General features: G+C 59.7%; 26 protein-coding genes. 17 read left to right on the top strand and 9 right to left on the bottom strand.

Annotation, left to right across the window (positions count from 1 at the left end; all coding sequences use genetic code 11):
• The first annotated feature begins 22 nt into the window (after positions 1 to 22).
• Together ACA056_RS27475 and ACA056_RS27470 are read left to right on the top strand one after the other, a co-directional pair.
• On the top strand, positions 23 to 904 hold the full coding sequence (locus ACA056_RS27475; protein ID WP_178082364.1) for an ABC transporter permease subunit: 882 nt from the start codon (positions 23 to 25) through the stop codon (positions 902 to 904).
• Complete coding sequence (locus ACA056_RS27470; protein ID WP_347802446.1) at positions 901 to 1,794, top strand: ABC transporter permease subunit; 894 nt, start codon at positions 901 to 903, stop codon at positions 1,792 to 1,794. The genes ACA056_RS27475 and ACA056_RS27470 overlap by 4 nt, the downstream gene beginning before the upstream one ends.
• A 141-nt stretch (positions 1,795 to 1,935) precedes the next feature.
• Here the strand turns inward: ACA056_RS27470 and ACA056_RS27465 are convergent, their stop codons facing one another.
• Positions 1,936 to 2,577 carry an HD domain-containing protein gene (locus tag ACA056_RS27465; protein ID WP_497269161.1) on the bottom strand — a complete coding sequence of 214 codons (642 nt, stop codon included), beginning with the start codon at positions 2,575 to 2,577 and terminating at the stop codon, positions 1,936 to 1,938.
• Positions 2,578 to 2,849: 272 nt separating this feature from the next.
• Between ACA056_RS27465 and ACA056_RS27460 the strand changes: the two genes are divergently transcribed.
• Positions 2,850 to 3,815: a GlxA family transcriptional regulator gene (locus tag ACA056_RS27460; RefSeq protein ID WP_497269159.1), complete on the top strand. Its 966-nt coding sequence runs from the start codon at positions 2,850 to 2,852 to the stop codon at positions 3,813 to 3,815.
• Between the two features lie 118 nt (positions 3,816 to 3,933).
• On the opposite strand, the gene ACA056_RS27455 is transcribed toward ACA056_RS27460, so the two are convergent.
• Together ACA056_RS27455 and ACA056_RS27450 are read right to left on the bottom strand one after the other, a co-directional pair.
• Positions 3,934 to 6,345 carry a penicillin acylase family protein gene (locus ACA056_RS27455; protein WP_497269157.1) on the bottom strand — a complete coding sequence of 804 codons (2,412 nt, stop codon included), beginning with the start codon at positions 6,343 to 6,345 and terminating at the stop codon, positions 3,934 to 3,936.
• A 108-nt stretch (positions 6,346 to 6,453) separates the two neighbouring features.
• Complete coding sequence (locus ACA056_RS27450; RefSeq protein WP_497269155.1) at positions 6,454 to 7,035, bottom strand: DUF6436 domain-containing protein; 582 nt, start codon at positions 7,033 to 7,035, stop codon at positions 6,454 to 6,456.
• 97 nt (positions 7,036 to 7,132) lie between these two features.
• On the opposite strand from ACA056_RS27450, the gene bipL reads away from it, so the two are divergent.
• Entirely contained in the window at positions 7,133 to 8,080 is a 948-nt protein-coding gene (gene bipL / locus ACA056_RS27445) for a phospholipase BipL (protein WP_497269153.1), read from the top strand.
• Positions 8,081 to 8,214: 134 nt separating this feature from the next.
• Here bipL and ACA056_RS27440 read toward each other — a convergent pair whose 3' ends face one another.
• Positions 8,215 to 8,967, bottom strand: a complete 753-nt coding sequence (locus ACA056_RS27440) for a DUF2059 domain-containing protein (RefSeq protein WP_497269151.1) — start codon at positions 8,965 to 8,967, stop codon at positions 8,215 to 8,217.
• 108 nt (positions 8,968 to 9,075) lie between these two features.
• Between ACA056_RS27440 and ACA056_RS27435 the strand changes: the two genes are divergently transcribed.
• Both ACA056_RS27435 and ACA056_RS27430 read left to right on the top strand, forming a co-directional pair.
• Positions 9,076 to 9,708 carry a 2OG-Fe(II) oxygenase gene (locus ACA056_RS27435; protein WP_497269149.1) on the top strand — a complete coding sequence of 211 codons (633 nt, stop codon included), beginning with the start codon at positions 9,076 to 9,078 and terminating at the stop codon, positions 9,706 to 9,708.
• Between the two features lie 2 nt (positions 9,709 to 9,710).
• The gene (locus ACA056_RS27430; protein WP_497269147.1) at positions 9,711 to 10,196 is read left to right on the top strand and encodes a 2-thiouracil desulfurase family protein; all 486 of its coding nucleotides are present in this window, start codon (positions 9,711 to 9,713) and stop codon (positions 10,194 to 10,196) included.
• A 208-nt stretch (positions 10,197 to 10,404) separates the two neighbouring features.
• Here ACA056_RS27430 and ACA056_RS27425 read toward each other — a convergent pair whose 3' ends face one another.
• Complete coding sequence (locus tag ACA056_RS27425; RefSeq protein WP_497269145.1) at positions 10,405 to 10,992, bottom strand: transporter substrate-binding domain-containing protein; 588 nt, start codon at positions 10,990 to 10,992, stop codon at positions 10,405 to 10,407.
• 135 nt (positions 10,993 to 11,127) lie between these two features.
• Between ACA056_RS27425 and ACA056_RS27420 the strand changes: the two genes are divergently transcribed.
• Positions 11,128 to 11,553: a DUF4399 domain-containing protein gene (locus ACA056_RS27420; protein WP_415772087.1), complete on the top strand. Its 426-nt coding sequence runs from the start codon at positions 11,128 to 11,130 to the stop codon at positions 11,551 to 11,553.
• Positions 11,554 to 11,616: 63 nt separating this feature from the next.
• On the opposite strand, the gene serA is transcribed toward ACA056_RS27420, so the two are convergent.
• Complete coding sequence (gene serA / locus ACA056_RS27415; protein WP_497269143.1) at positions 11,617 to 12,846, bottom strand: phosphoglycerate dehydrogenase; 1,230 nt, start codon at positions 12,844 to 12,846, stop codon at positions 11,617 to 11,619.
• Positions 12,847 to 13,050: 204 nt separating this feature from the next.
• On the opposite strand from serA, the gene ACA056_RS27410 reads away from it, so the two are divergent.
• The 4 genes from ACA056_RS27410 (at position 13,051) to ACA056_RS27395 (ending at position 17,384) form a co-directional block, all read left to right on the top strand.
• A complete protein-coding gene (locus ACA056_RS27410) occupies positions 13,051 to 14,445 on the top strand; it encodes a D-2-hydroxyglutarate dehydrogenase (RefSeq protein WP_497269141.1) in 1,395 nt (464 codons plus the stop codon).
• 36 nt (positions 14,446 to 14,481) lie between these two features.
• On the top strand, positions 14,482 to 15,147 hold the full coding sequence (locus tag ACA056_RS27405) for a fumarylacetoacetate hydrolase family protein (RefSeq protein ID WP_497269139.1): 666 nt from the start codon (positions 14,482 to 14,484) through the stop codon (positions 15,145 to 15,147).
• Between the two features lie 257 nt (positions 15,148 to 15,404).
• Entirely contained in the window at positions 15,405 to 16,334 is a 930-nt protein-coding gene (locus tag ACA056_RS27400) for an SdiA-regulated domain-containing protein (protein WP_497269137.1), read from the top strand.
• Positions 16,335 to 16,466: 132 nt separating this feature from the next.
• Positions 16,467 to 17,384 carry an SdiA-regulated domain-containing protein gene (locus tag ACA056_RS27395; protein ID WP_497269135.1) on the top strand — a complete coding sequence of 306 codons (918 nt, stop codon included), beginning with the start codon at positions 16,467 to 16,469 and terminating at the stop codon, positions 17,382 to 17,384.
• A gap of 128 nt (positions 17,385 to 17,512) precedes the next feature.
• On the opposite strand, the gene rpiA is transcribed toward ACA056_RS27395, so the two are convergent.
• Entirely contained in the window at positions 17,513 to 18,187 is a 675-nt protein-coding gene (gene rpiA / locus ACA056_RS27390) for a ribose-5-phosphate isomerase RpiA (RefSeq protein WP_497269133.1), read from the bottom strand.
• A 147-nt stretch (positions 18,188 to 18,334) separates the two neighbouring features.
• On the opposite strand from rpiA, the gene ilvA reads away from it, so the two are divergent.
• Both ilvA and ACA056_RS27380 read left to right on the top strand, forming a co-directional pair.
• A complete protein-coding gene (gene ilvA / locus ACA056_RS27385) occupies positions 18,335 to 19,849 on the top strand; it encodes a threonine ammonia-lyase, biosynthetic (protein ID WP_497269131.1) in 1,515 nt (504 codons plus the stop codon).
• A gap of 39 nt (positions 19,850 to 19,888) precedes the next feature.
• A complete protein-coding gene (locus ACA056_RS27380) occupies positions 19,889 to 20,317 on the top strand; it encodes a DUF2269 domain-containing protein (RefSeq protein ID WP_497269129.1) in 429 nt (142 codons plus the stop codon).
• A 104-nt stretch (positions 20,318 to 20,421) separates the two neighbouring features.
• Here the strand turns inward: ACA056_RS27380 and ACA056_RS27375 are convergent, their stop codons facing one another.
• Entirely contained in the window at positions 20,422 to 21,078 is a 657-nt protein-coding gene (locus ACA056_RS27375; protein ID WP_497269127.1) for a histidinol-phosphatase, read from the bottom strand.
• A gap of 143 nt (positions 21,079 to 21,221) precedes the next feature.
• Between ACA056_RS27375 and ACA056_RS27370 the strand changes: the two genes are divergently transcribed.
• A complete protein-coding gene (locus ACA056_RS27370) occupies positions 21,222 to 21,701 on the top strand; it encodes an RNA pyrophosphohydrolase (protein ID WP_008150514.1) in 480 nt (159 codons plus the stop codon).
• A 22-nt stretch (positions 21,702 to 21,723) separates the two neighbouring features.
• Positions 21,724 to 24,003 (top strand): phosphoenolpyruvate--protein phosphotransferase, encoded by a 2,280-nt coding sequence (gene ptsP, locus ACA056_RS27365; RefSeq protein WP_033060547.1) that lies wholly within the window; start codon positions 21,724 to 21,726, stop codon positions 24,001 to 24,003.
• Positions 24,004 to 24,117: 114 nt separating this feature from the next.
• Here the strand turns inward: ptsP and ACA056_RS27360 are convergent, their stop codons facing one another.
• Positions 24,118 to 24,864 carry an NRDE family protein gene (locus ACA056_RS27360; protein ID WP_497269124.1) on the bottom strand — a complete coding sequence of 249 codons (747 nt, stop codon included), beginning with the start codon at positions 24,862 to 24,864 and terminating at the stop codon, positions 24,118 to 24,120.
• 120 nt (positions 24,865 to 24,984) lie between these two features.
• Here ACA056_RS27360 and ACA056_RS27355 point away from each other — a divergent pair, with 120 nt between their 5' ends.
• Together ACA056_RS27355 and lgt are read left to right on the top strand one after the other, a co-directional pair.
• Positions 24,985 to 25,767: a sulfite exporter TauE/SafE family protein gene (locus ACA056_RS27355; protein WP_033060544.1), complete on the top strand. Its 783-nt coding sequence runs from the start codon at positions 24,985 to 24,987 to the stop codon at positions 25,765 to 25,767.
• A gap of 81 nt (positions 25,768 to 25,848) precedes the next feature.
• On the top strand, positions 25,849 to 26,655 hold the full coding sequence (gene lgt / locus ACA056_RS27350) for a prolipoprotein diacylglyceryl transferase (protein WP_415772068.1): 807 nt from the start codon (positions 25,849 to 25,851) through the stop codon (positions 26,653 to 26,655).
• The last annotated feature ends 23 nt before the right edge of the window (positions 26,656 to 26,678 follow it).

Here is a 26,678-nt window from a genome sequence, read left to right as displayed (position 1 = left end):
CAAACGCCGCCTCAATCGAATAATTCCCGGTGGCCGCCAGCTGGTCATCGGGGTTCCGTTCATCTGGCTGTTCCTGTTCTTCATGTTGCCGTTCTTCATCGTCCTGAAGATCAGCTTCGCCGAAGCCGACGTGGCCATCCCGCCGTACACCGAGATCTACAGCTTCATCGACCAGAAGCTCCAGGTGCTGTTGAACCTGGGTAACTACGCGATGCTGGCCGGCGACGAGTTGTACATCGCCGCCTACCTTGGCTCGCTGAAGATGGCGCTGATCAGCACCGTCCTCTGCCTGCTGATCGGCTACCCGATGGCCTACGCCATTGCCAGTGCCCGCAAAGAGATGCAAACGGTGCTGGTGCTGCTGATCATGATGCCGACCTGGACCGCGATTCTGATCCGGGTTTATGCGTGGATGGGCATCCTCAGCAACAACGGTCTGCTCAACGGTTTCCTGATGACCATGGGCTGGATCGACGAACCGCTGCAGATCCTCAACACCAACCTCGCGGTGTACATCGGCGTGGTTTATTCGTACCTGCCGTTCATGATCCTGCCGCTCTACGCCAACCTGGTGAAGCACGATAACAGTCTGCTGGAGGCCGCATCGGACCTGGGTTCGAGCACGTTCAACAGCTTCTGGAAGATCACGATTCCATTGTCCAAGAACGGCATCGTCGCGGGCTGCATGCTGGTGTTCATTCCGGTCGTGGGTGAGTTCGTGATCCCGGAACTGCTCGGCGGTCCGGAAACCCTGATGATCGGTAAAGTGCTCTGGCAAGAATTCTTCAACAACCGTGACTGGCCGGTGGCCTCTGCGTTGGCAGTGGTCATGCTGCTGATCCTGATTGTGCCAATCATCCTGTTCAACCGTAGTCAGGCCAAGGAAATGGAGGGTAAAGAATGAAGCGCTTCCGTTTCTCAAGTTTCATGCTGGTTGCGGGTTTGCTGTTCATCTACGCGCCGATGCTGATCCTGGTGATCTACTCGTTCAACGCCTCGAAACTGGTAACGGTGTGGGGTGGCTGGTCGATCAAGTGGTACGTCGGCTTGATGGACAACACCCAACTGATGGGCTCAGTGGTGCGCTCGCTGGAAATCGCCTGCTACACGGCGGTGGCGGCGGTGGCGCTGGGGACGTTGGCGGCATTCGTGCTGACCCGTATCACCCACTTCAAGGGTCGCACGCTGTTCGGTGGCCTGGTCACCGCGCCGCTGGTGATGCCTGAAGTAATCACCGGTCTGTCGCTGTTGCTGCTGTTCGTCGCCATGGCGCAGATGATCGGTTGGCCGCAGGAGCGCGGCATCATCACCATCTGGATCGCCCACACCACGTTCTGTGCGGCGTATGTAGCAGTGGTGGTCTCGGCGCGTTTGCGTGAGCTGGACCTGTCCATCGAAGAAGCAGCCATGGACCTTGGTGCGCGGCCGTGGAAGGTGTTCTTCCTGATCACCATCCCGATGATCGCGCCATCGTTGGGGGCCGGCGGCATGATGTCCTTCGCCCTGTCCCTGGATGACCTTGTGTTGGCGAGCTTCGTGTCCGGTCCGGGTTCCACGACCCTGCCGATGGAAGTGTTCTCGGCGGTGCGCCTGGGCGTGAAACCCGAGATCAACGCCGTGGCCAGTCTGATTTTGCTGGCGGTATCGCTGATGACGTTCCTGGTCTGGTTCTTCAGCCGTCGTGCTGAAGAAAGTCGCAAGCGTGCGATTCAGCAGGCGATCGAAGAAGGCGCTGCCGACTCCTGGAAGCAACCGGACGTACGTCGCGCTCAGCAGGCGCCGGAAGCGGCTTGAAGTAATGCCGGGTTGACCACAACAGTGTGGCCGACCCAGATCCAATGTGGGAGCGAGCTTGCTCGCGATGAGGGCGTAACATTCAACGAAAATGTTGAATGACCGTCCGCAATCGCGAGCAAGCTCGCTCCCACATTTTGCTTATGCCACCCAAGGCGACTTGCGGATGATCTCGACGAAGTTCATCGGTTTGAAGCCTGGCTTGCTATCCACCAGAACATCCGCGTTTACAGTGCCGAACGTGGTGTCCGGCCGGTGCTGGAAGCCATTGGCGAACGCACACAGGATGCACTCCTTGAACCCTTCGCCACGCGGGTGGGCATGCACCACTTCTTCGCGTTGCGCGCTGGGGAACGCCGCGTAATCAATGCCCAACACATCCATTTCGACTCCAGCGGTGACTAGCGCTACGTTCGGCCGCAAATGCTGCGGCACGCCAGGTGTGGTGTGCAGGGCAATCGACAACCACACCTGCTCGATATCGTCGTCGGACAACCCGTAGGGTTTAAGGAACGCTTTGGCAGCGTTGGCGCTATCGACTTCGAAGCGCTCATCGTCAGTGCGATGACCCTCCACCAGACCCAAGTCATGGAACATCGCGCCGACGTACAACAGTTCGGGGTTGTAGGCCAGTTGCTTGCGTTCACCACTCAAGGCACCGAACAGAAACACCCGACGCGAGTGGTGATACAGCAGGTCTGATTCGACGTCGCGAATGTATTCCGTGGTGGCCTTGGCCAACGCGCTGTCGGGGATTTTGATACCGGCGATGGTGCTGCTCATGGTGCTGTCCTCGTGGGGAACGCCGTGGCGGCGCTGATGGGTTCAGTCTGTCCGCGCACCCGAAACCGGACAATCGATCCATGGCTGCGATCCCGGCCAATGAGCATGCATATCGCGCCAACCTCGCTTGTTGGGCGCGGATTGGCTAAGTTTGAATCAGACAATCCGGGATGCACGCACGCCCTGTAGCGGCTGCCGAGCCTGCGAGGCTGCTGCTACAGGTCGTGTATTAGCTGATATTCAGTCCAGTGCCATAGAAGGCGAATCTTGCCATGAGTAAAACCGTTGCCATCGTGGTCTTCGCCGGCGTTCAGTCTCTGGACGTCACCGGTCCCATGGATGTGTTTTGCGAAGCCAATCGTTTCCTTGAGCCACCCGATCACTATCGACTGGAGGTGATCGGTGTCGAGCGCGGGGTGATGGCGTGTTCCAACGGTTTGTCACTCAATGCCCATCGGCATTTCAGCGAAGCGCTGGAGGCCTACGACTTGCTGCTGGTAGCTGGTGGGCCGCAGTTGCCGTTCATGGATTTTGGTGCGGCATTCGATACCTGGCTGCGCGATGCCTGCGCGCAGGCGCAACGTTTTGGTTCGATCTGCAACGGCGCGTTCATGCTCGCCCGGGCTGGATTGCTGGAGGGGCGAACGGTGACCACCCACTGGGGCGACGCCGCGGCGCTGGCGCAGTTGTGCCCGTCGACTCAGGTCGAGGCGGATCGCCTTTACGTGGAGGACGGCGAGCTCTACACCTCGGCGGGTGTCACGGCCGGGATTGATCTGTCGCTGTACTTGCTGGCCAGGGATCACGGGCCGGAAGTAGCGCTGAGTGTGGCAAAGCGGCTGGTGGTGTTCACTCAGCGCTCCGGCGGGCAGTCACAGTTCAGCCCATTCCTCACGCCATACGCCGAACCCACTTCTGCCGTGGCGTTGGTGCAGCTCTACGTGTTGGCGAATCTGACGGGGGACCTGACGATTGCCGACCTGGCCAACGCCGCCAACATGAGTGCCCGCAACTTTTCCCGGGTGTTTGCCAAAGAGGCAAAAATCACTCCGGCGGAATTCGTCGAGCGGGCCAGAGTGGACGCCGCGCGGGTGCTGCTTGAAAGCACCCAATCGCCGCTGAAGACCGTGGCTTATCAGTGCGGATTTCGCGATGCCCAGCACATGCGCAGTGTGTTCAACCGCAGGCTGGGGGTGACGCCGCAGCAGTTCAGGCTGAATTTTGCGGCGATGGTTTGAGCAGGGATTTTTGTTGGCTGGCAGGGCCTCATCGCGAGCAAGCTCGCTCCCACATTGGAATGCATTTTCCTGTGGGAGCGAGCTTGCTCGCGAAGGCGTCAGCCCGGCCAACGAAAATCTACTGCGCAGCCCGCGCTGGCAACAGCTTCAACGTACTACGCGTGTTGGCCGTGACTTCTTCGTCATTGAGATGCGCCTGGTAGTAGATCCCTTCGATATACGCCTCAGCCTGATCGTCATAGTGGCTGTCGAACGGTACGCCACTCTGGCCAACAGGGTTGACGGTCAGGCTGTGGGCCGGGTCGGCGAAGTCGATCAGGCGGCGGGTCGAGGGACCATAAGTTACTGGCCACGGCGCCGGGCCGATTTTGGCCGAAAGGTTGTTCGGTACTTCGTGAGTGCCGGGCGCTGCGAACGGACCGACATTGAAAATCCGGTCCAGCGGCTTTTGCTGCCCCAACGGATGGCCATGGGTCAGCGTGTGCGCCTTGCCCCACTGCCATTGCGCGAAATCGCCACCGAGGGTGCTCTTGAGGTGAGCGATACTCGCCTGCCATGCAACCTTGACTGTATCGGCTCGGGTTTCCTTGCCGAGGGTGTTGCGGTTGTCCCACCACGGCGAATCGGCAGTCGCGGCCAGGCGCGGCAGTGCGGAATCAATCACCCGGGTCGACAGCAACGTCTCGAAGAAATCATTGCCCAGCTCATCGTGCATCGTCGCGTCAGCCAGGTTGAACAGGAACTGGTTGAACAGCGTGGCGCTGGTGGAATCGAGCGGGTAGTCGCCTTTCCATTGGGCCAGTTGCTCAACCAGTTTGAGTTCGGCGGGATCGCTCACCACTTCACGCATGACGGGCAACAACGGCGCCAGTAAGCGCGGGCCGTAAGCGGTGGTGGTGCCCAGTTGCAGCTTCTGGCTGGCGTCCAGATCCCACTTGATGGTTTTGTCGCTGAGCTGGCGATTGAGCTGCTGACCTCGATCGGCCAGGTTGTAGTAACCGGGAATCTCCATGCCGGTCGGCGACACCGGCTGGAAGTTGGCCGAGACGATGTAACCGCGTGCCGGGTTCTCTTCTTGCGGGTTGGCGCTGAATGGGTAAAAACCTTCCTTGTCCGCGTCGGCGGTGCTCCCATCGAGGATGAACCCCGGACGCACACCCGCCGGACGTTTTGGCAGTTGCGCCGCTGCCCACCAGCCGATGTCGCCCTTGGCGTTGGCCCAGACGATGTTCAGGCCCGGCGCCTGGATCTTTGCGGAGGCACTGCGCGCCTTGACCAGGGTGTCGGCGCGGTTGAGCTGGTAGAAGCCTTCAAGGATCGGATTCTGACTTTCGAGAAAACCCCACCACATGGCGATCGGCGTTTTGCCGACGCTGCTGCCGAGCGCATCGTTGACGATCGGACCGTGGGGCGACTGGCGCAGCACCAATGTCACCGGCACCTGGCCCTTGACCGCGATCTGCTGCTCGCTGGTCACCATGTCCACCCACTTGCCGCGATACCAGACCTGATTGGGGTTGTCCGGATTGACCTTTTCGGCGATCAGATCGAGGTCGTCGTTCTGGAACATGGTGATGCTCCAGCCGAAGTCGCGGTTCATCCCGAGAGAGGCGAACGGCATCAATGCCTGATAGTGGCCGTAGAGCTCAAAACCCGGCGCCGAGAGCTGCGCTTCATACCACACCGACGGCGCGGAAAAACGTATATGCGGGTCGCCGGCCAGCAGCGGTTTGCCGCTTTTGGTGCGACTGCCGGCGACGACCCAGGCGTTGCTGCCCTCGAACTGCGGCAAACCGTTGTCGGCCAGTGCCTGCTCGCTGAGGCGGGCGAGGGCGTTGAGGTCTTTCCAGTCGGTACTGGCGAGGGGCGGCATGGCATCGCTGCGGTTTTTCGCCAGCACGCCCTTGGGCTGCCAGTCGAGATCGAAGACGTTCAGGTAGCTGGCACCCAGTTGATCGCGCACGTAGGTCAGCAACGGTTCGGTGCGAAACGCTGCGGCAAAACTGTAGGCCATGTAGCCGGCGATGCTGATGGTATCTTGAGCAGTGAACGGGCGTTTGGGGATACCCAGGACATCGAACTCGGCAGGTTTTGGATGACTGTCCTGATACTGGTTGATGCCATCCAGATAGGCTTGCATGGCGATAAAGGCTGGCGACTGTTTGTCCATATTCGCCAGGTAGGTGTCGGCGCGTTCGCGAATGCGCAGGCTGCGCATCAGCTTGTCGGTGTCGAGCAATTTCGGGCCCAGGACCTCGGCCAGCTCGCCGCGGGCGAGGCGGCGCAGGACTTCCATCTGAAACAACCGGTCCTGGGCGTGCACGTACCCGAGGGTGCGGTACAGGTCGGTTTCGTTTTCAGCGCGGATGTGCGGGATGCCGCGCTCGTCATAGCGCACGGTGACCGACCCCTGCAAGTGTTGCAGTTCCACCATGCCCTGGCGTGACGGCTGCTTGCTGTAGACGTACCAGCCGGCACCTGCGGCAAGCGCGGCAACCAGCAGGGCGAGGACGGTCAGGCTACGTTTCATGGTGATTCCTTGTTGTTATCAGTGGCTGCAGTTCCCTGGCGCCACTGTTTAACACGGCTTGGCGACATGGCCATCGCACTTAGGAGGGATTCGCGTCTCCTGTCAGCCTTACTTCACTGCGTCGACAGGCCACGGGCAGTAACAACCCACTGCCAGTGTGTGCGTGGCATTCACCTCGCGGCCTTCGTTCAATGCTTGCAGAATGGGTTCAATAAAGCTGTTGCTCGAATTGCAGGTCAGGCCTTCGCTGTACGGGCCGAAATACGCCAGTTTGCCGCTTCGATCCCAGATCGCCACGGCCGGGCTGGCCGGGATCTGTTCGGAACCCGGCAGGACGTCGATGCTTTTCAGGCTGCTTAAAGTGTTCGGCAACTGACCGTGGCTGCCAGGCTTTTGTACCGCATAAAACTCCACGCCTTGCGGTACATAGCGCTCAACCAGTTCGCTCAGGTGTTGTTGGTTGCCGACATTGCACGGGCAGGCCGGGTCCCAGAAATGTACGAGGCGGATGGCGCCGGGGCCGGCAAGAGGGGCGGGCAGGCGCAGCGGGTCGCCGGAGAACACCGCGGTGTGCTCGCTGAACGCTCGCAGGTAGCGCCCCTCAAACCAGTCGTAAGCAGCCCACAGCACACCGGCACACACGAGGGCGAGCAGGCTGGCAAGCAGTGTGGCGCGGTAGGGCGAGCGCATGGATTTCAGTCCTCGAAGGTGCGCTAGCTTGCCATGCTTGCCCCAACAGATGAATATCGCAGGCCCATAAAGTCCGTTTCGCGTTCTGGAATTGCTCATGTCTGCCACTTTCGACCCCGATCACCTGCGTGCCAGCCTGCGGCCACTGGCCGACTGGCAGCCGCTGTCGGTGGAAGCGCTGGCTTACCAGCGCTTCTACGGGCTGGATTTTGCGGGGCGTAACGTGCGCAGTGGCCTTGGACGTTTCGTGGTCGATGGTTATGAAGTGGTCAGCCAGATCTGGTGGCCCGAGCGGGCGAAGGCGACGCTGTTTTTGTTCCACGGCTTTTACGATCACACCGGGCTTTACCGGCATGTGATCGAATGGGCGCTGGATCAGGATTTTGCGGTGATTGCCTGCGACCTGCCGGGGCACGGACTGTCCAGCGGTGAACGGGCCAGCATCAAGGATTTCGCCGAGTACCAGGACACGCTGCAAGGGTTGTTCACCGAGGCGCAATCCCTCGATCTGCCGCAGCCGTGGCACCTGTGCGGGCAAAGCACGGGCGGCGCGATCGTGATTGATCATGTACTCAATCAGGGCGCCAGCAGTCCGGCCCAGGGTCAGGTCATCCTGTTGTCGCCGCTGGTGAGACCACGTGCCTGGGGTTGGTCGCAACTCAGCTATTACCTGCTCAAGCCTTTCGTCAAAGCCATCGCCCGGCGTTTCAGCGAGAACTCCAATGACCCGGATTTTCTGCCTTTCCTGCAAGCCGATCCGTTGCAGCCGCTGCGCTTGCCGACTGCCTGGGTCGGTGCGCTGGCTCGCTGGATCAAACGCATCGAGGCCGCACCGAACAGCACGCGTCGACCGCTGATTGTGCAGGGGCAGGCGGACATGACCGTGGATTGGGAGCATAACCTTGAAGTATTGCGGGGCAAGTTCGATCGGCCGCAGGTGCTGATGTTGCCTGAAGCGCGGCATCACCTGGCGAATGAGACGCTGACGTTGCGGCGGGAGTATTTCGGGTTTTTGACGAAGCGGATCAAGGGCAGGAATCTTTAGCGTCTGTCATGGCCTCATCGTCGGATCGCCGCCCGGAGCAAGCTCGCTCCCACATTAGACCGAGTAGGTCTGAACGACTCGGTCACCTGTGGGAGCGAGCCTGCTCGCGATAGCGATTTATCAGGTGCTAAAAATTACTGGCGAAGACTTGAAGGATCCTGCCCCACCGCCAGCCCCGCGCGAATTGCCGCCAATGCTGCCTGGTAATAAGCCTTGCCCTCGGTGGACTCGGCGAAGGTCGCGAACTCTTCCAGTTCTTCATCCGACAGGTCGCGATAGACATACAACAGCGTGTTGTTCAGGTCGCTGCCGATCTGGTCCATCAAGCGCTGACGCTGACCATTCAACATGCCTTGAGCCTGACCACCGCCGAGCAGGCCGGGGATCATCGAACTGAGGCTGTCGGCCGCGACGCCGGCAATCGCCAGGCTGACTTCCGCGCCAGCCTCGCGAGCGGGCAGGGCCTGGGCCAGATGGCCGATGATCAGCATGCGGCTGTCGCTGGCCTGGATCTTGGGCAAACCCTTGGCGTTTTTTGCCAGCTGATCGCGACGGGTCGCGAGCAATTCGGCGGCCACGATTTTCTTGCCCAAGGGTGACTGAAAGAATGTCAGCGCAGGTTTCGGATCGGCGAGGGTCTTGCGCAATTGCGCTTCGGCGCGCTGGTCGACGGCCTGGGGGGCAAAGCGCTGATTACTGTTGTTCACCAGCGCCTGGAACACTGCCGGCGGCAGACTGTTCTGGTACCGCTGCTGAGCGGCCGAGAGAGCGTCGTTGAAATGCGCGCGTTGTTCTGGCCAACCGGCGACCTTGTACAACTGGTCGTGGCCGTCTGCCCAAGCGGGCAATACACAGAACATCAACAGTGAAAAAAGCAAACGGCGCATAGGGACTCCTGTCAGCAGGCGACTATTCTCCGTGTGGCATTCGTCCTTGTCGAGAATTCGTATCAACCCGCTGCGCGGCTCTGTCGGATTTTCAGGCACAGGAATACTATGCGCGGCATGCGAATACCCTCTGATGACCCGCTGCTGTTACGTATCGTCGACGACCTGGCTGAACACGGCTGGTCGCAGCAGAATATTTTCCTTCCTCTGGGTCTGACCCGGGAACTGGCGGCTGAGTGCCGTAAACGTGCTGCCGAGGGCGAATTAGCCCCGGCCGCCGTGGGGCGCGGGTCGACATCCGAGATTCGCGAGGGGATTCGCGGCGACCATATCCAGTGGATCGAGCCCGGCCAGGCTTTGGCGTGCGACAGCTATCTGGATTTGATGGACAGCCTGCGCGAGGCGATGAATCGCGGTTTGTTTCTGGGCCTGGAAGATTTCGAAAGTCATTTCGCGCTGTACCCGCCCGGCGCGTTCTACCTCAAGCATGTCGACCGTTTCCGCGACGACGACCGGCGCATGGTGTCGGCGGTGGTCTATCTCAATGACGCCTGGCTGCCCGAACACGGCGGCCAGTTGCGCATGTACCTGGATGAAAGCGTCGAACATGAAGTGGTGCCCACAGGTGGATGCCTGGTGGTGTTCCTGTCGGGTGAAGTGCCCCACGAAGTCCTGCCCGCGACCCGTGATCGCCTGTCGTTGACCGGCTGGTTCCGGCGGCGTGGCAACGAGCCGTTCTGATCATGCAAAAAATTCTGGTAAGCCGCTGTCTGCTGGGTCACCGCGTACGTTACGACGGCGGGGCGAGTGGGCCGTTCGATCAGCTTCAGCAATGGCTTGATGAAGGTCGGGTGGTGCCGTTGTGTCCAGAGGTGGCCGGCGGGTTGCCGACGCCGAGGGCGGCGGCGGAAATTCCGGGCGGGCAGGGGGCTGAAGTGCTTGATGGCCACGCCTCAGTGATCACCACCGAGGGCGAGGACGTCAGCGCCGAGTTTCTCTCGGGGGCTTATCAAGCGTTGGATTTGGTGCAAAAGCACGGCATCCGGATTGCCGTGCTCAAGGCTAACAGCCCGTCTTGCGGGAATCTGTTGACCTATGACGGGACGTTCAGTGGAGTGAAGGTCAGCGGTGAAGGCGTGACTGCCGCATTGCTCAAGCGCCATGGCGTTCAGGTCTTCAGTGAGCTGGAGTTGGCGGAAGCAGCGGTGGCTTTAAATACTCTGAACTGATTCAAGAACCACCCCTCACCTCAGCCCTCCCGAAACGTCGGACCGCCCCAATGGGGAGAGGGGGAAAGGGAGCCGATCGGGGGCTTTTCAAATCCTGAGTTCGACTCGATTCTTCAGGTCGATGGATAGCGTTAGACAACTCGGTCAGTCCCCTCGCCCCCCTGGGGAGAGGGTTAGGGTGAGGGGTGGTTCGAGCGGCTGACGATATCTAGGGTTTCGGCGCCACACTCGTATCCGTCCCCAACCACTTCTGCGACAACGCCTCCAATCGCCCATCCGCCTTGATCCGCTGCAGCGCATTTTCCAGGCTGGCATGAAACGCCGGGTTACCTTTCTGAAACGGAATCGCCAGGCTCACTGCCGGGCCAGCCTTCGGCTTCTCTTCCGTCAGCGATTGCACCAGCAGCATCGAGCGCGGTTGCTCTTCCTTCTGCGCGATCAATTGCGCATCGGTGTGAATGTAAGGTTCGCTGAAATCGAAACGATCCTTGAGGTCCGGGGTCACTGCTATGTGGTTGATGGCGACGTCGTACTTGCCGGTTTCAACGCCTTGCAACAGATCGCTGGAATCGGTAACGACGAAGTCGGCCCGTACGTCCAGTTCGCTGGCCAGCATTTGCCCCAATTCGACTTCGAACCCGGTGAGTTTGCCGTCTTCCTTGAAACTGAAGGGCGGTGTATTAGCCTCAAGGGCAATACGCAATTCGCCACGGTCGTTTACATCGTCAATCAGTTCGGCATGAGCCAAAGGGCTCAGAAGGGGTAGCAGGCAGATCAGGCCAGGCAAAAAGCGCATGGTCACTCCTTTGAATTCATTATCGCGATGCTCTGGTTCAGGCTCGCTTTGCTATGGTTGTCGAGAACCTTCGACAACGAATGGCCGTGAAGTTGTCATGGCCACACGGATTTTACGAAAAAACTGGAGAAGAGAATGAAAACGTTTATGTCTCGTGCTGCTTTGGCTGGCCTGCTGATGGGTGTTTCGGTGCTGGCCAGTGCTGCCACGCCGGCACCCAAGGGTGCTGAAGTGTCCATCGTTTCTCCTAAAGATGGTGGGACTGTCCCGCAAACTTTCAAAATCAAATTCGCTGTTGAGAACGTTGCGTTGGCACCAGCGGGCGATACCACCAAGAATACTGGCCACCACCATTTACTGGTCGATGCCAAGGATGTAGTTGCAGCAGGAGTAGTCATCCCGGCAGATGCCAATCACGTTCATTTCGGCAAGGCGCAGACAGAAACCGAGCTGACGCTGACACCTGGCAAGCACACCTTGCAGTTGGAGTTGGGCGACATGAACCATATGGCCTTCGATCCACCGATCGTGTCGGAGAAAATCACCGTCAACGTTAAGTAACATCAGTCACGTCCATGAAAAAGGAGACCCGAAGGTCTCCTTTTTTTGTCACTCAAGTCACTATCAGAACAACACGCGGCAACGAATGGTGCCGTTGATGTGCTGCAGCTTCTCTTGCGCCATTTCCGAGTATTCGGCGTCGACGTCGATCACGACGTAGCCGACTTTCTCGTTGGTCTGCAGGAACTGACCGGAAATGTTGATGCCGTTTTCGGCGAAGACCTTGTTGATCTCGCTCATCACACCCGGAATGTTCTCGTGGATGTGCAGCAGACGGTGCTTGCCAGGGTGGGCCGGCAGGGCCACTTCCGGGAAGTTGACCGAGGACACCGACGTACCGTTGTCGCTGTACTTGACCAGTTTCTCTGCCACTTCCAGACCGATGTTGGCTTGCGCTTCAGCGGTAGAACCACCGATGTGCGGCGTCAGGATCACGTTGTCCAGGCCACGCAGCGGGCTTTCGAACTCTTCGTCGTTGGAGCGAGGCTCCACCGGGAATACGTCGATGGCCGCGCCGATCAGGTGCTTGTCCTTGATCGCGTCCGCCAGCGCTTGCAGTTCAACTACCGTGCCGCGAGCGGCGTTGATCAGGATGCCGCCCTTCTTGATCGCACGGATTTCTTTCTCGCCGATCATCCATTGGGTCGCAGCGGTTTCTGGAACGTGCAGGGTGACGATGTCGGACATGCCCAGCAGTTCGGTCAGGTTACCGACCTGAGTCGCGTTGCCCAATGGCAGCTTGGTCACGGTGTCGTAGAAGTACACCTGCATGCCCAGGCCTTCAGCCAGGACCGACAGTTGAGTACCGATCGAGCCGTAACCGACGATGCCGAGCTTCTTGCCACGGATTTCGAAGGAGTTGGCCGCGCTCTTGATCCAGCCGCCACGGTGGCAGGAAGCGTTCTTCTCAGGGATGCCGCGCAGCAACAGGATCGCTTCGGCCAGCACCAGTTCCGCGACGGAGCGAGTGTTGGAGTACGGAGCGTTGAACACTGCGATGCCGCGTTCGCGGGCAGCATTAAGGTCAACCTGGTTGGTGCCGATGCAGAAACAGCCGACAGCGACCAGTTTCTTCGCGTGATCGAAGATATCTTCGGTCAGTTGAGTGCGAGAGCGAATGCCGATGAAGTGCGCATCAGCGATCTTTTCCTTCAGCTGGGCTTCCGGCAGAGAACCTGTGAGGTACTCGATGCTGGTGTAGCCCGCCGACTTGAGAACGTCGACAGCCGATTGGTGGACGCCTTCGAGAAGAAGGAACTTGATCTTGCTCTTATCGAGAGAAGTCTTGCTCATCTGCGTAAACCTGTATCCCGGAGAAAAATGGCAGGAAATGGTCAACAGATGCTGACCCGAACGGCAAGAATGCCGTTACCGCAGAATAGCCGTTGGGCACTATCCTGCGGGGTCGGTATGCTAGCATACGCACCCCGCTAAACACTCATTCCTGCGACGTGAAGCGTTCTCAGGATGACCATGAATTGTTCGAGAGTTCTGTCGATGACCAATCCTGCCCTGATTGATGAGCTGAAGACCCTGGTTGAGCCTGGCAAGGTGCTGACCGACGCCGACTCCCTGAATGCTTACGGCAAGGATTGGACCAAGCATTTCGCCCCGGCCCCGACGGCCATTGTGTTCCCCAAGACCACCGAGCAGGTCCAGGCCATTGTCCGCTGGGCCAATGAGCACAAGGTTGCGCTGGTACCGTCCGGCGGTCGCACCGGGCTGTCCGCCGCGGCTGTGGCTGCCAATGGCGAAGTCGTTGTGTCCTTCGACTACATGAACCAGATCCTCGACGTGAACATGACCGACCGCACCGCGGTCTGCCAGCCGGGCGTGGTCACCGAACACTTGCAGAACGTCGCCGAAGAAAAAGGCCTTTACTACCCGGTGGATTTCGCCTCGGCAGGTTCGAGCCAGATTGGCGGCAATATCGGCACCAATGCCGGCGGGATCAAGGTGATTCGCTACGGCATGACCCGTAACTGGGTGGCCGGCATGAAAGTGGTCACCGGCAAAGGCGATTTGCTGGAACTGAACAAAGACCTGATCAAGAACGCCACCGGTTACGACCTGCGTCAGCTGTTCATCGGCGCTGAAGGCACCCTCGGTTTTGTGGTCGAAGCCACCATGCGTCTGGACCGTGCCCCGAAAAACCTCACTGCAATGGTCCTTGGCACTGCCGATTTCGACTCGATCATGCCGGTGTTGCACGCGTTCCAGAGCAAGCTCGACCTGACCGCCTTCGAGTTTTTCTCCGACAAAGCCTTGGCCAAGGTCATGGGCCGGGGCGACGTACCAGCGCCATTCGAAACAGATTGCCCGTTCTACGCGCTGCTGGAATTCGAAGCGACCACCGAAGAAGTGGCCAACCACGCCCTGGAAACCTTCGAGCACTGTGTTGAACAGGGCTGGGTGCTGGACGGCGTGATGAGCCAGAGCGAAACCCAGCTACAGAACCTCTGGAAGTTGCGCGAATACATCTCCGAAACCATTTCCCACTGGACGCCGTACAAGAACGACATTTCGGTGACTGTGTCGAAAGTCCCGGCCTTTCTGAAGGAAATCGACGCGATCGTCGGCGAACACTACCCGGATTTCGAAATCGTCTGGTTCGGCCACATTGGCGACGGCAACTTGCACTTGAACATCCTCAAGCCGGAAAACCTTAGCAAGGATGAGTTCTTCGCCAAGTGCGCGACCGTCAACAAGTGGGTGTTCGAAACCGTTGAGAAGTACAACGGTTCGATTTCCGCCGAACATGGCGTGGGCATGACCAAGCGTGACTACTTGACCTACAGCCGCTCGCCGGTTGAGATCGAGTACATGAAAGCCGTCAAAGCGGTGTTCGATCCGAACGGCATCATGAACCCGGGCAAAATTTTCGCTGTTTGACTTTTGAATTTAAGAGCTACGAAACAGGAGTCGGTAATGAGCTATCAGCACCAGTATGTCGACGGTACGCGTATTCACTTCCCGATTGGGAAAGTGGTGTGCATTGGCCGTAACTACGCGGAACACGCCAAGGAACTGGACAACCCGGTGCCTACAGAACCGCTGCTGTTCATCAAGCCGGGCAGTTGCGTAGTGCCGCTGGAAGGTGGTTTCAGCATTCCGACCGAACGCGGTTCAGTGCATTACGAAGCGGAAATCGCGGTGTTGATCGGCAAACCTTTGTCGACCAAACCGAGCCGTGAAGAAGTGCTTGATGCTATCTCCGGCTTCGCCCCGGCCCTGGACCTGACCCTGCGCGACAAGCAGGCCGAGCTGAAAGCCAAGGGCCTGCCGTGGGAAATCGCCAAGTCTTTCGACGGTGCGGCGGTGATTGCGCCCTTCGTGTCCGGCAGCACGTTCGCTGATCTGACCGACATCGGCATCCGCCTGACCATCAACGGCGAAGTGCGCCAGGACGGCAACAGCAGCGCGATGCTCAACCCGATCGTGCCGATGATCCAGCACATGGCCGGCTGCTTCTCGCTGCAGGCCGGTGACGTGATCCTCACGGGTACGCCGGTGGGTGTTGGTCCGCTGAATGTCGGTGACGAACTGGTGATTGAATTGCCAGGCGCCAGCAGCTTCACCAGCAGCGTCCGCTAGTCCAGACACTGCAATACCCTGTGGGAGCGAGCCTGCTCGCGATAGCGGTCTTTCATTCAGCATTTATGTTGACTGTTACACCGCCATCGCGAGCAGGCTCGCCCCCACATTGGTTTTTGTGCTCGACCGCAGAAGGGCTTTCCCGCCATTTCCCGTTTTTTTCACATCTTGTCCGGATAATTCCGGGACTTGCGGCGTCTGAGCCGGTCCCAATTGTGCTATTACCCTTAGCCTGAATTTCTGGAACGCATTCCTCGATGGTCACCCAACCACTGCCCAAGCTTAAAACTGCCCGCCGTTCGCGCTTTGTCATGCGTTGGTATTCCTGGCTTTTGCTGGTGGTCGCCGCCGCGTATGGCCTCGCCTTTGCGATGCACTGGGATGACCGAGGCGTGCTCTGGGTGCTGGAGCGTTTCGAAAGTCCCGCCGAACGCCAGGAGAGCATCTGGCTGCCGGATTATCGGGCAGTGATCGATGCCAAGGTGCTGCCGGGCATGGAGAAGGACGAAGCGTCGGACCTGGCCTACGACCCACAGACCAAAACCCTGTTTTCGGTCATGGGCAAAAATCCGTTCCTGGTCGAGCTGACGTTGCAGGGCGACGTCCTGCGCAAAATGCCGCTGGTGGGCTGGAGCAATCCAGAAGGCGTGACGGTGATGGGAAATGGCCTGCTGGCCATCGTTGATGAGCGCGAACACATGCTCTCCATCGTCAAGGTGGATGCCGATACCCGCGAGCTGAACATCGCCAACTTTCCGAAATACGACCTCGGCCCTTCGAAAGACCAGAACAAGGCGTTCGAAGCCATCGTCTGGGATTCGCGCAATCAGCAAATCCTGCTGGGTGAAGAGCGTCCTCCGGCGCTGTTCAGCTGGAAAAGCGATGGCAGCCAGATCCTGAAGGGCGACAAGCAAAAACTCGCCAGTGACGAACTGGACATCCGCAACCTCTCGGCGCTGGCCATCGACCCGCGCACTGGCCACACCCTGGTGCTGTCTGCCGACTCCCACTTGTTGCTGGAGCTGGACGAGAAGGGCGAGCAGGTCAGCTTCATGACCTTGCTGGGTGGCTTCAATGGTTTGAAGAAGACCATTCCTCGCGCCGAAGGCGTGACCATGGACGAGGCGGGCACACTGTACCTGGTGAGCGAGCCGAACCTGTTCTACCGCTTCGAAAAACAGAAATAAGCCCGTCGTCGTGAGGGTGGCGCGCGGTCGCCTGTTGGGGTACACCTGCGGGCCCGCGGCCACTGGCCATTAAGCTTTAATTCAGACTGCCGTGGTATTTCATCCGCCCGTCCTGATTCCGAGCATGCCCGAATGCGCCGACTTGCCCGCCCCAAACCCCTGATTCTGATCCTGTCGGTCATTGCGTTGATCGCGCTGGTTGCGGCCGGCCAGTACCTGCGCCTGTTCGAGCGCGCCTGGTTTAACCTGCACACCCTTTGGCAGCCCGTGAACGATCAGTCCATCGCTCTGGATCAGTACCAGGTAGCAGTCGAGGCGCGAGTCATTGTGGGGCTGGACGACGATGTTTCGGCGTTGACCTTCGATCCGGTGCGCAAAAGCCTGTTCACCGTCACCAACAAAAACTCGGAGCTGATCGAACTGTCGCTGGACGGCCAAATTGTTCGACGCATTGCGCTGGTCGGGTTTGGCGATCCGGAAGCCGTGGAATTCATCAGTGCTGACACTTACGTGATCACTGACGAGCGTCAGCAGCGGCTGATCAAGATTCATCTGGAGAAGGACACAACGTTCCTCGACGCAGCGGATGCCGAGCAGATGACGCTTGGCGTGCACATGAGCGGCAACAAGGGTTTCGAAGGTCTGGCTTACGACTCGGTGGGCAAACGGTTGTTTGTCGCCAAGGAGCGCGACCCGATGCTGATCTACGAAGTGCAGGGCTTTCCCCATTACAACCCGGAAAAATCCTACGCGGTGCACGTAGTGAACAACCCCAAGCGCGATGCCGGAATGTTCGTGACGGACCTGTCGAGCCTGCAATACGACGAGCGCAGCGGCCATCTGCTGGCGTTGTCGGATGAGTCGCGGTTGATTCTGGAGCTCGATGTGGACGGGCGACCGCTGAGCACCATGTCACTGAGCAAAGGCCGTCAGGGGTTGCAGAAGACAGTGCCGCAAGCGGAAGGGATCGCCATGGATGACGACGGTACGATGTACCTGGTGAGCGAGCCGAACCTGTTCTACGTCTTCAAAAAACCAGCACAACCCTAAAAAACACCCCAAAACAACTGTGGGAGCGAGCCTGCTCGCGATGACGGTGCATCATTCAACATCGCTGTCGACTGACACGGCCTCATCGCGAGCAGGCTCGCTCCCACAGGTTTTACGTCGTATCGGGATTATTTGGCGCGCAGGGTTTTCACGCCTTCGCTGGTGCCCAGCAGCAGCAAATCCGCCGGACGTGCCGCGAACAAACCGTTGGTGACCACGCCGACGATGGCGTTGATCTGCGTCTCCAGCTCCACCGGGTTGGTGATCTGCATGTTGAACACGTCGAGGATGATGTTGCCGTTGTCGGTCAGCACGCCTTCACGGTAAACCGGGTCGCCCCCGAGCTTCACCAGCTCGCGGGCCACGTGGCTGCGGGCCATCGGGATCACTTCCACCGGCAGCGGGAACGCACCGAGCACCGGCACCAGTTTGCTGGCGTCGGCGATGCAGATGAAGGTCTTGGCCACAGCCGCCACAATCTTCTCGCGGGTCAGGGCTGCGCCGCCGCCCTTGATCAGGTTCAGGTGCTCGTCGCTTTCATCGGCGCCGTCGACGTAGAACTCCAGGTCGCTGACAGTGTTCAGCTCATACACCGGAATGCCGTGGCCCTTGAGGCGGGCAGCGGTGGCTTCGGAACTGGCGACCGCGCCGTCGAACGCGCCTTTGTGCTTGGCCAGTGCGTCGATGAAGCAGTTGGCGGTGGAGCCGGTGCCGACCCCGACGATGCTCTTGTCGTCGAGTTTCGGGAGGATGAAGTCGACGGCGGACTGAGCCACTGCCTGTTTGAGTTGATCCTGGGTCATGCGGGCTCCGAAGCGGGCAAGGGGAGAACGGAAAGGCCGGCATTATAGCCCCATGCCGGGCTAAAACCTCTTGATTCGTGTGGTCGCCCGCCCGAAAGCCGGGTTAGACTCCTTGGCCCTGCCCAACCCGCTCAGTGATGCTTTCCGATGCTCGAACAGTACGTCAAAAAGATCCTCACCTCGCGCGTTTATGACGTTGCCGTAGAAACCCCATTGCAGACTGCCCGCCAGCTCTCGGAGCGGCTGGGCAACAGTATTTTGCTCAAGCGCGAAGACTTGCAGCCGGTGTTCTCGTTCAAGATTCGTGGCGCCTATAACAAGCTCACGCAGCTTTCCGATGAAGAGCGCGCTCGCGGCGTGGTCACTGCTTCCGCGGGCAACCACGCTCAAGGCCTGGCCCTGGCGGCGAAAGTGTTGGGCGTGAAAGCGACCATCGTGATGCCCAAGACCACCCCGGAAATCAAAGTCGAAGGCGTGCGTTCCCGTGGTGGCAAAGTGGTGCTGCACGGGGATTCGTTCCCGGAAGCCCTGGCCTACTCGCTGAAACTGGTCGACGAAAAAGGCTACGTTTACATCCACCCTTACGACGATCCCCACACCATTGCCGGGCAGGGCACGGTGGCGATGGAGATTCTGCGCCAGCACCCTGGCCGTCTCGACGCGATCTTCGTCCCGGTGGGCGGTGGCGGGTTGATCGCCGGGATCGCGGCGTACGTGAAGTACTTGCGACCTGAAATCAAAATCATCGGCGTCGAGCCGGACGATTCCAACTGCCTGCAAGCCGCCATGGCCGCTGGCGAGCGTGTGATCCTGCCGACCGTGGGCCTCTTCGCCGACGGCGTCGCAGTGGCGCAAATTGGTCAGCACACCTTTGATATCTGCAAAGACTATGTCGATGAAGTGATCACCGTCAGCACCGATGAAATCTGCGCGGCGATCAAGGACATCTACGACGATACCCGCTCGATCACTGAACCTGCCGGCGCATTGGGCGTGGCAGGGATCAAGAAATACGTCGAGCAACGCGGCGTCACCGGTCACACCTTTGTAGCCATCGACTCCGGCGCCAACGTCAACTTCGACCGCCTGCGCCACGTCGCCGAGCGCGCTGAATTGGGCGAGGGCCGCGAAGCGATCATCGCCGTGACGATTCCCGAGAAGCCGGGCAGCTTCAAGGCGTTCTGTGAAGCCATCGGCAAGCGCCAGATCACCGAATTCAACTACCGCTACAACACCGGCAGCGAGGCGCACATCTTTGTTGGCGTGCAGACGCACCCGGAAAACGATCCGCGCAGTGCGCTGCTTGCCAGCCTGACCGAGCAGGGATTCCCGGTGCTGGACCTGACCGACAACGAACTGGCCAAGTTGCACATCCGCCACATGGTCGGCGGCCGTGCGGCTCATGTGGTTGATGAAGTGATTCTGCGCTTCGAATTCCCGGAGCGTCCGGGCGCGCTGTTCAACTTCCTCAACAAGCTCGGCGGGCGCTGGAACATCTCGATGTTCCACTACCGCAACCATGGCGCGGCGGATGGTCGTGTGGTCGCGGGGTTGCAAGTGCCTCACGATGAGCGCCACCTGGTGCCCGCAGCGCTGGAAGAAATCGGCTACCCCTACTGGGACGAAAGCGACAACCCGGCCTATCAGCTGTTTCTCGGCTGAGCGGCTACGCTGATGGCCAGGCCATAAGGAAATCGAACAATGGAAACGTTAACCGCCCTGAAAGTCGCTCATATGGTGGCGACGGTGTTGCTGCTGGTCAGCGCGCTGGGTCTGGCCATCTGGGTCTGGCGCGCACGACGTAATGGTGACGCAACGGTTCATGTGCGCACGTTGCAGCGGCCGCAGGTGTTCATCTGGCTGGTGATGGGGCTAGCGCTGCTGAGCATGCCGTTTACCGGCTGGTGGATGGTGCATCTGGTGGGCTGGCCGCTGGGGCAGATCTGGTTGTTGGCTTCCAGTGTGCTTTACACCGTCGCGGCGTTGGGTTGGTTGTGGTTGCTGGTGCGGCTGAATCGGCTGCGTAAGGCGCCGGCAGCGGGCAATGGGAAGTTTACCTTTGCCTTGGCGTTGTTCAGTTTTGTCTGCTTTATCGCCATTGCAGGGCTGATGGGCGCGAAGCCGGTTTAAGGCTTGGGACCGAGTCGGCCCCATCGCGAGCAAGCTCGCTCCCACATTGGATGTGTGAACGACTCAAATCCCCTGTGGGAGCGAGCTTGCTCGCGAAGGCGATATCAGTCGCGCAGAGTAATTACCGGCCAACCACGCTTCTCGGCTTCAGCACGCAGATTCGGGTCCGGATCGACAGCGATCGGATGCGTCACCTGCTCCAGCAGCGGAAAATCATTCATCGAGTCGCTGTAGAAATAGCTGTCCTCCAACGAATACCCGGTTTCTTCCAGCCAACGATTCAACCGCGTCACCTTGCCTTCCCGGAAGCACGGGACGTCGGTGCTGCGCCCGGTGTAGCGGCCGTCGACCATTTCACATTCCGTGGCGATCAGGGTTTCGACGCCCAGACGCTGGGCAATTGGCCCGGTAACAAAACGGTTGGTGGCGGTGATGATCACCAGTTTGTCGCCGGCCTCGCGGTGCTTGGCCAGCAATTCGAGACCCTTTGGCAACACAATCGGCTCAATGCAATCGCGCATGTAATCCAGATGCCATTGATCCAGCGTGGCCATCTCGGTGCGGCCGAGCACTTCCAGGCAGAAGTTCAGGTAGGCATCGTTATCCAGCTTGCCGGCCAGGTAATCCTGATAGAACTCGTCGTTGCGCGCCTTGTAGGCAACGGCGTCGAGGAAGCCGCGTTCGCAGAGGTAATCGCCCCAGGCGTGGTCACTGTCACCGCCCAAGAGCGTGTTGTCCAAGTCGAATAAAGCCAGCCGCATTGCAGTTACTCGCTGAAAAGTCTGTAGAAAGGCGTCCAGAATACGGACTTTTCACAAGAGTGCACATAAGGTAGACCGGCTCGTTGCTGCTATCACAACCTTTGTGGAACAATGCGGCGACATGCGTTTGCGAGGTTGTTGCCGTGATCGACCCCGATGGTTTCCGCCCCAATGTCGGGATCATTCTCACGAATGATGCCGGACAGGTGCTATGGGCTCGCCGTATCAATCAAGATGCCTGGCAGTTTCCACAGGGCGGGATCAACCCCCAGGAGACGCCGGAAGACGCCTTGTACCGCGAGTTGAACGAAGAAGTGGGTCTTGAGCGCGAAGATGTTGAAATTCTCGCCTGCACCCGGGGCTGGTTGCGCTATCGTTTGCCGCAACGTCTGGTCCGCACGCACAGCCAACCGCTGTGCATCGGCCAGAAACAGAAATGGTTTCTCCTGCGCCTGGTCTCCAACGAGCAGCGGGTGCGGATGGATTTGACCGGTAAACCGGAATTCGATGGCTGGCGCTGGGTCAGCTATTGGTATCCGTTGGGCCAGGTGGTGACATTCAAGCGCGAAGTGTATCGACGCGCTCTCAAAGAGCTTGCCCCGCGCCTTTTATCGCGCGACTGACGACGGAGTTCGACCCCGAGCCATGCTCAATACGCTGCGCAAGATCGTCCAGGAAGTTAACTCCGCCAAGGATCTCAAGGCGGCGTTGGGGATTATTGTGTTGCGCGTCAAAGAGGCCATGGGCAGCCAGGTCTGCTCGGTCTACCTGCTTGACCCTGAGACCAACCGCTTCGTGCTGATGGCCACCGAGGGCTTGAACAAGCGCTCGATCGGCAAAGTCAGCATGGCACCCAACGAAGGTCTGGTTGGCCTGGTCGGCACGCGTGAAGAACCCCTGAACCTCGAAAACGCCGCGGATCACCCGCGCTACCGCTACTTCGCCGAGACCGGTGAAGAACGCTACGCCTCGTTCCTCGGGGCGCCGATCATTCACCACCGCCGCGTCGTCGGCGTGTTGGTCATTCAGCAAAAAGAACGCCGCCAGTTCGATGAAGGTGAAGAAGCCTTCCTCGTGACCATGAGCGCGCAGCTCGCCGGCGTTATCGCCCACGCCGAAGCCACCGGTTCGATCCGGGGGCTGGGTCGTCAGGGCAAGGGCATCCAGGAAGCCAAGTTCATCGGCGTACCGGGTTCGCCGGGTGCGGCGGTCGGTACCGCGGTAGTCATGCTGCCGCCGGCCGATCTGGACGTGGTACCCGACAAGACCATCACCGACATCGCCGCCGAACTTGGGCTGTTCAAGACGGCCATCGAAGGCGTGCGCGCCGACATGCGCGCCTTGTCCGCCAAGCTGGCGAATCAGTTGCGCCCGGAAGAGCGCGCGCTGTTCGATGTTTACCTGATGATGCTTGACGATGCATCGCTCGGCAGCGAAATCACCACCGTGATCAAGACCGGTCAGTGGGCCCAGGGCGCGTTGCGTCAGGTGGTCACCGAACACGTCAACCGTTTCGAGTTGATGGACGACGCCTACCTGCGTGAACGCGCCTCGGACGTCAAAGACCTCGGTCGGCGCTTGCTGGCTTATTTGCAGGAAGAGCGCCAGCAGACACTGGTCTACCCCGACAACACCATCCTGATCAGCGAAGAACTGACGCCGGCGATGCTCGGCGAGGTGCCGGAAGGCAAGCTGGTCGGTCTGGTGTCGGTACTCGGTTCCGGCAACTCCCACGTGGCGATCCTGGCACGCGCCATGGGTATCCCGACGGTGATGGGCCTGGTCGACTTGCCGTATTCCAAGGTCGACGGCATCCAGATGATCGTCGACGGCTACCACGGCGAGGTCTACACCAACCCCAGCGAAGTGCTGCGCAAGCAGTTCGCCGAAGTGGTCGAGGAGGAGAAGCAACTGGCCCTCGGGCTGGATGCACTGCGGGACTTGCCTTGCGTGACCCTTGATGGCCATCGCATGCCGCTGTGGGTCAACACCGGCCTGCTGGCGGATGTGGCGCGAGCGCAGAAGCGTGGCGCTGAAGGCGTCGGTCTGTACCGCACCGAAGTGCCGTTCATGATCAACCAGCGCTTCCCGAGTGAAAAAGAACAGCTGGCGATCTATCGCGAGCAACTCGCCGCGTTCCACCCGCAACCGGTGACCATGCGCAGCCTGGACATCGGTGGCGACAAGTCGCTGTCGTACTTCCCGATCAAGGAAGACAACCCGTTCCTCGGCTGGCGCGGCATTCGCGTCACGCTCGACCACCCGGAAATCTTCCTGGTGCAGACCCGCGCCATGCTCAAGGCCAGCGAAGGCTTGAACAACCTGCGTATTCTGCTGCCGATGATCTCCGGCACCCACGAGCTGGAAGAAGCCCTGCACCTGATTCACCGGGCCTGGGGCGAAGTCCGCGACGAAGGCTGCGACGTGCCTATGCCGCCGATCGGCGTGATGATCGAGATACCGGCGGCGGTTTATCAGACCAAGGAACTGGCGCGGCAAGTGGACTTCCTGTCGGTTGGCTCCAACGACCTGACCCAGTACCTGTTGGCGGTGGACCGAAACAACCCGCGGGTAGCCGACCTCTACGACTACCTGCACCCAGCGGTGCTGCAAGCCCTTCAGAGCGTGGTGCGTGACGCTCATGCCGAAGGCAAGCCAGTGAGTATCTGCGGTGAAATGGCCGGTGACCCGGCGGCGGCAGTGCTGTTGATGGCGATGGGCTTCGACAGCCTGTCGATGAACGCCACCAACTTACCGAAAGTGAAGTGGATGTTGCGTCAGATCAATCTGAGCAAGGCCAAGGAATTGCTTGCTGAGCTGATGACCATCGACAACCCGCAAGTTATCCACAGCTCGCTGCAACTGGCGCTGAAGAACCTTGGGTTGGCGCGGATGATTAATCCGGCTTCGGCTAAAACTCTTTAAAAGGCTGATGGCCCCATCGCGAGCAGGCTCGCTCCCACATTTGATTTGTGATCGACGCAAGTCCCCTGTGGGAGCGAGCCTGCTCGCGATGGGGCCAGCCCTGACAACACCAATCTAAACCCTGATCTCCACTTCCCCAAGATGCCCGCCATATGGCCCGAAACTCCTTTCGACCATATGCCGCACTCCATCCGCCTGAACAATCAACGCCGTACTCGCTCGCGTCCCATAAGTCGGACTGGCAATAAACACACTCGACAGCAACGTCTCGGTGGCCAGCCCGACTCCGGTATCCGGCAGTTCGGTAAACGGCGCCGTCTGCGGATCATTCAGCAACGCCAATAACGCCTGGGGCTGCGGATCGTCCAGCACTTCCTCCAGCGCTGCCTTCGCCTTGAGCAGTTTCGGCCATGGCGTATCCAGTCCGGCATTCGACAACCCATAAACACCCGGCTGCAGCCTCACCGCCTCAGTCTCTCGAGCATTGAAGTGCCACAGTTCATTGGCGTTGCCGACCAGCAGGTTAAATCCGGCATATTCCAGCGAACGTCCGACAACGTCGCTTAAGTAATCATCAATCGACATGTCGCCTAAAAGAAAACCCGCCACCAGTTCCCCTCGCGATTTGCGCGATGGAGGTTGAGGCGGATTACGGATATTGGTCAGTGCGGCGAAGCGTCCATGGGCGCCAACACCGAGCCAGGTGCCTCCGGCCTCCAGATCGCGACCGGCATGCACGTGCGGTGCTTCGGGCCATTGCGCCAGCGGCAGGCTGGGCCGGGCATAGAATTCGTCGCGGTTGGCCGCCACGATCAGCGGCTGGGCGTGACCCGGTCGCCAAGCGAAAACAATCAGGCACATAAGGTAGTCCTTGTGTGTTTTCTGCCCACTCTACTCAGTCATCGTGTGGGTATCCATCGCCATCCAGTGGAGCTTGAGGCCATGCATCCGTTACCATGCCGCTCTCATTTGGGGATGCGCATGGAATTTCTGCTCTATCTGGCGCTCGGCGCCTGCGCAGGTGTGCTGGCCGGGCTGTTCGGGGTCGGCGGCGGGATCATTATCGTTCCGGTGCTGGTTTACAGTTTCAAGCTGCAAGGGTTCGATCCGTCGATTCTCACGCACCTGGCGGTCGGCACGTCCCTGGCGACAATCATATTTACCTCGGTCAATGCGATTCGCGAACATCATCGCCGCGGTGCTGTGCGTTGGCCGATTTTTGCCTGGATGACCCTCGGTATTCTCATTGGTGCCGGTTTCGGTGCGCTGACGGCAGAGGCGATCTCCGGGCCCAACCTGCAGAAAATCATTGGCGTCTTCGCCCTGGTCATCGCCGCGCAACTGGCGCTGGATTTCAAACCCAAGGCCAGCCGAACGGTGCCGGGTAAAGTCGGTCTGACGGTGGCCGGCAGTGTGATTGGCTGGGCATCGGCGATTTTCGGGATTGGCGGCGGCTCGCTGACGGTGCCGTTCCTGACCTGGCGCAGCGTACCGATGCAGCAAGCGGTGGCGACTTCATCCGCCTGCGGTCTGCCGATTGCGTTGTCCAGTGCATTATTTTTCATGATTCTGGGCTGGCACGATCCGTTGCTGCCGGCTCATAGTCTCGGTTTTGTTTATTTGCCGGCGCTGTTGGGGATCGCCCTCACCAGCATGTTCTTCGCCCGACTCGGCGCACGACTGGCCCACAGCCTGTCGCCGAAGTTGCTGAAAAGACTGTTCGCCGCTTTGCTGTTCTGCGTGGGCCTGAATTTCCTGCTCTGACGCAGCGCAATCCTGACTTAATCCTGGCGTGACAGCGTCGCCCGGGAATTTTAAAGGTTTCAACTCTAACGAGGAGTCGCAATGCTGCCTTACCCGCAGATCGACCCGGTGGCATTGGCCATCGGTCCGCTGAAAATCCACTGGTACGGCTTGATGTACCTGATCGGCATCGGCGGCGCCTGGCTGCTGGCGTCGCGCCGGTTGAACCGCTTCGACCCGACCTGGAGTAAAGAGAAACTCTCCGACATGGTGTTCTGGATGTCGATGGGGGTCATTGTCGGCGGCCGCTTGGGCTATGTGCTGTTCTACGATCTGAGTGCTTACATCGCCAACCCGCTGTTGATCTTTGAAGTGTGGAAGGGCGGCATGTCGTTCCACGGCGGGTTCATCGGCGTGATGTTGGCCGCGTTGTGGTTCGGTAAAAAGAACGGCAAGTCGTTTTTCCAGCTGATGGACTTCGTCGCACCGATGGTGCCGATTGGTTTGGGCGCCGGACGTATTGGCAACTTCATCAACGCCGAATTGTGGGGCAAGGCAACCGATGTGCCATGGGCGATGGTCTTCCCGACCGATCCGGCGCAACTGGCGCGCCACCCGTCGCAGCTGTACCAATTCGCGCTCGAAGGCGTAGCGCTGTTCGCCATTCTCTGGTTGTTCTCGCGCAAGCCGCGGCCGACCATGGCGGTGTCCGGGATGTTCGCGCTGTTCTATGGCATCTTCCGTTTCATCGTCGAATTCGTCCGCGTACCGGACGCGCAACTGGGCTATCTGGCCTGGAACTGGCTGACCATGGGTCAGGTACTGTGCGTACCGATGATCGTCGGCGGTCTGTTCCTGATCTGGCTGGCGTATCACCGTGCACCGGCGGCTCCAGCGGCGGCTGTATAAATTCGAACCCCGGGGCGACGGTC

The organism is Pseudomonas sp. LBUM1666 (assembly GCF_059695775.1).
This window is presented reverse-complemented; position numbering and strand designations above follow the sequence as displayed.

Excerpts from the sequence above, each read along its gene's own strand:
- ACA056_RS27470 (WP_347802446.1), top strand. The coding sequence starts at position 901 with ATGAAGCGCTTCCGTTTCTCAAGTTTCATGCTGGTTGCGGGTTTGCTG.
- ACA056_RS27465 (WP_497269161.1), bottom strand. The coding sequence starts at position 2,577 with ATGAGCAGCACCATCGCCGGTATCAAAATCCCCGACAGCGCGTTGGCC.
- ACA056_RS27460 (WP_497269159.1), top strand. The coding sequence starts at position 2,850 with ATGAGTAAAACCGTTGCCATCGTGGTCTTCGCCGGCGTTCAGTCTCTG.
- ACA056_RS27455 (WP_497269157.1), bottom strand. The coding sequence starts at position 6,345 with ATGAAACGTAGCCTGACCGTCCTCGCCCTGCTGGTTGCCGCGCTTGCC.
- ACA056_RS27450 (WP_497269155.1), bottom strand. The coding sequence starts at position 7,035 with ATGCGCTCGCCCTACCGCGCCACACTGCTTGCCAGCCTGCTCGCCCTC.
- bipL (WP_497269153.1), top strand. The coding sequence starts at position 7,133 with ATGTCTGCCACTTTCGACCCCGATCACCTGCGTGCCAGCCTGCGGCCA.
- ACA056_RS27440 (WP_497269151.1), bottom strand. The coding sequence starts at position 8,967 with ATGCGCCGTTTGCTTTTTTCACTGTTGATGTTCTGTGTATTGCCCGCT.
- ACA056_RS27435 (WP_497269149.1), top strand. The coding sequence starts at position 9,076 with ATGCGCGGCATGCGAATACCCTCTGATGACCCGCTGCTGTTACGTATC.
- ACA056_RS27430 (WP_497269147.1), top strand. The coding sequence starts at position 9,711 with ATGCAAAAAATTCTGGTAAGCCGCTGTCTGCTGGGTCACCGCGTACGT.
- ACA056_RS27425 (WP_497269145.1), bottom strand. The coding sequence starts at position 10,992 with ATGCGCTTTTTGCCTGGCCTGATCTGCCTGCTACCCCTTCTGAGCCCT.
- ACA056_RS27420 (WP_415772087.1), top strand. The coding sequence starts at position 11,128 with ATGAAAACGTTTATGTCTCGTGCTGCTTTGGCTGGCCTGCTGATGGGT.
- serA (WP_497269143.1), bottom strand. The coding sequence starts at position 12,846 with ATGAGCAAGACTTCTCTCGATAAGAGCAAGATCAAGTTCCTTCTTCTC.
- ACA056_RS27410 (WP_497269141.1), top strand. The coding sequence starts at position 13,051 with ATGACCAATCCTGCCCTGATTGATGAGCTGAAGACCCTGGTTGAGCCT.
- ACA056_RS27405 (WP_497269139.1), top strand. The coding sequence starts at position 14,482 with ATGAGCTATCAGCACCAGTATGTCGACGGTACGCGTATTCACTTCCCG.
- ACA056_RS27400 (WP_497269137.1), top strand. The coding sequence starts at position 15,405 with ATGGTCACCCAACCACTGCCCAAGCTTAAAACTGCCCGCCGTTCGCGC.
- ACA056_RS27395 (WP_497269135.1), top strand. The coding sequence starts at position 16,467 with ATGCGCCGACTTGCCCGCCCCAAACCCCTGATTCTGATCCTGTCGGTC.
- rpiA (WP_497269133.1), bottom strand. The coding sequence starts at position 18,187 with ATGACCCAGGATCAACTCAAACAGGCAGTGGCTCAGTCCGCCGTCGAC.
- ilvA (WP_497269131.1), top strand. The coding sequence starts at position 18,335 with ATGCTCGAACAGTACGTCAAAAAGATCCTCACCTCGCGCGTTTATGAC.
- ACA056_RS27380 (WP_497269129.1), top strand. The coding sequence starts at position 19,889 with ATGGAAACGTTAACCGCCCTGAAAGTCGCTCATATGGTGGCGACGGTG.
- ACA056_RS27375 (WP_497269127.1), bottom strand. The coding sequence starts at position 21,078 with ATGCGGCTGGCTTTATTCGACTTGGACAACACGCTCTTGGGCGGTGAC.
- ptsP (WP_033060547.1), top strand. The coding sequence starts at position 21,724 with ATGCTCAATACGCTGCGCAAGATCGTCCAGGAAGTTAACTCCGCCAAG.
- ACA056_RS27360 (WP_497269124.1), bottom strand. The coding sequence starts at position 24,864 with ATGTGCCTGATTGTTTTCGCTTGGCGACCGGGTCACGCCCAGCCGCTG.
- ACA056_RS27355 (WP_033060544.1), top strand. The coding sequence starts at position 24,985 with ATGGAATTTCTGCTCTATCTGGCGCTCGGCGCCTGCGCAGGTGTGCTG.
- lgt (WP_415772068.1), top strand. The coding sequence starts at position 25,849 with ATGCTGCCTTACCCGCAGATCGACCCGGTGGCATTGGCCATCGGTCCG.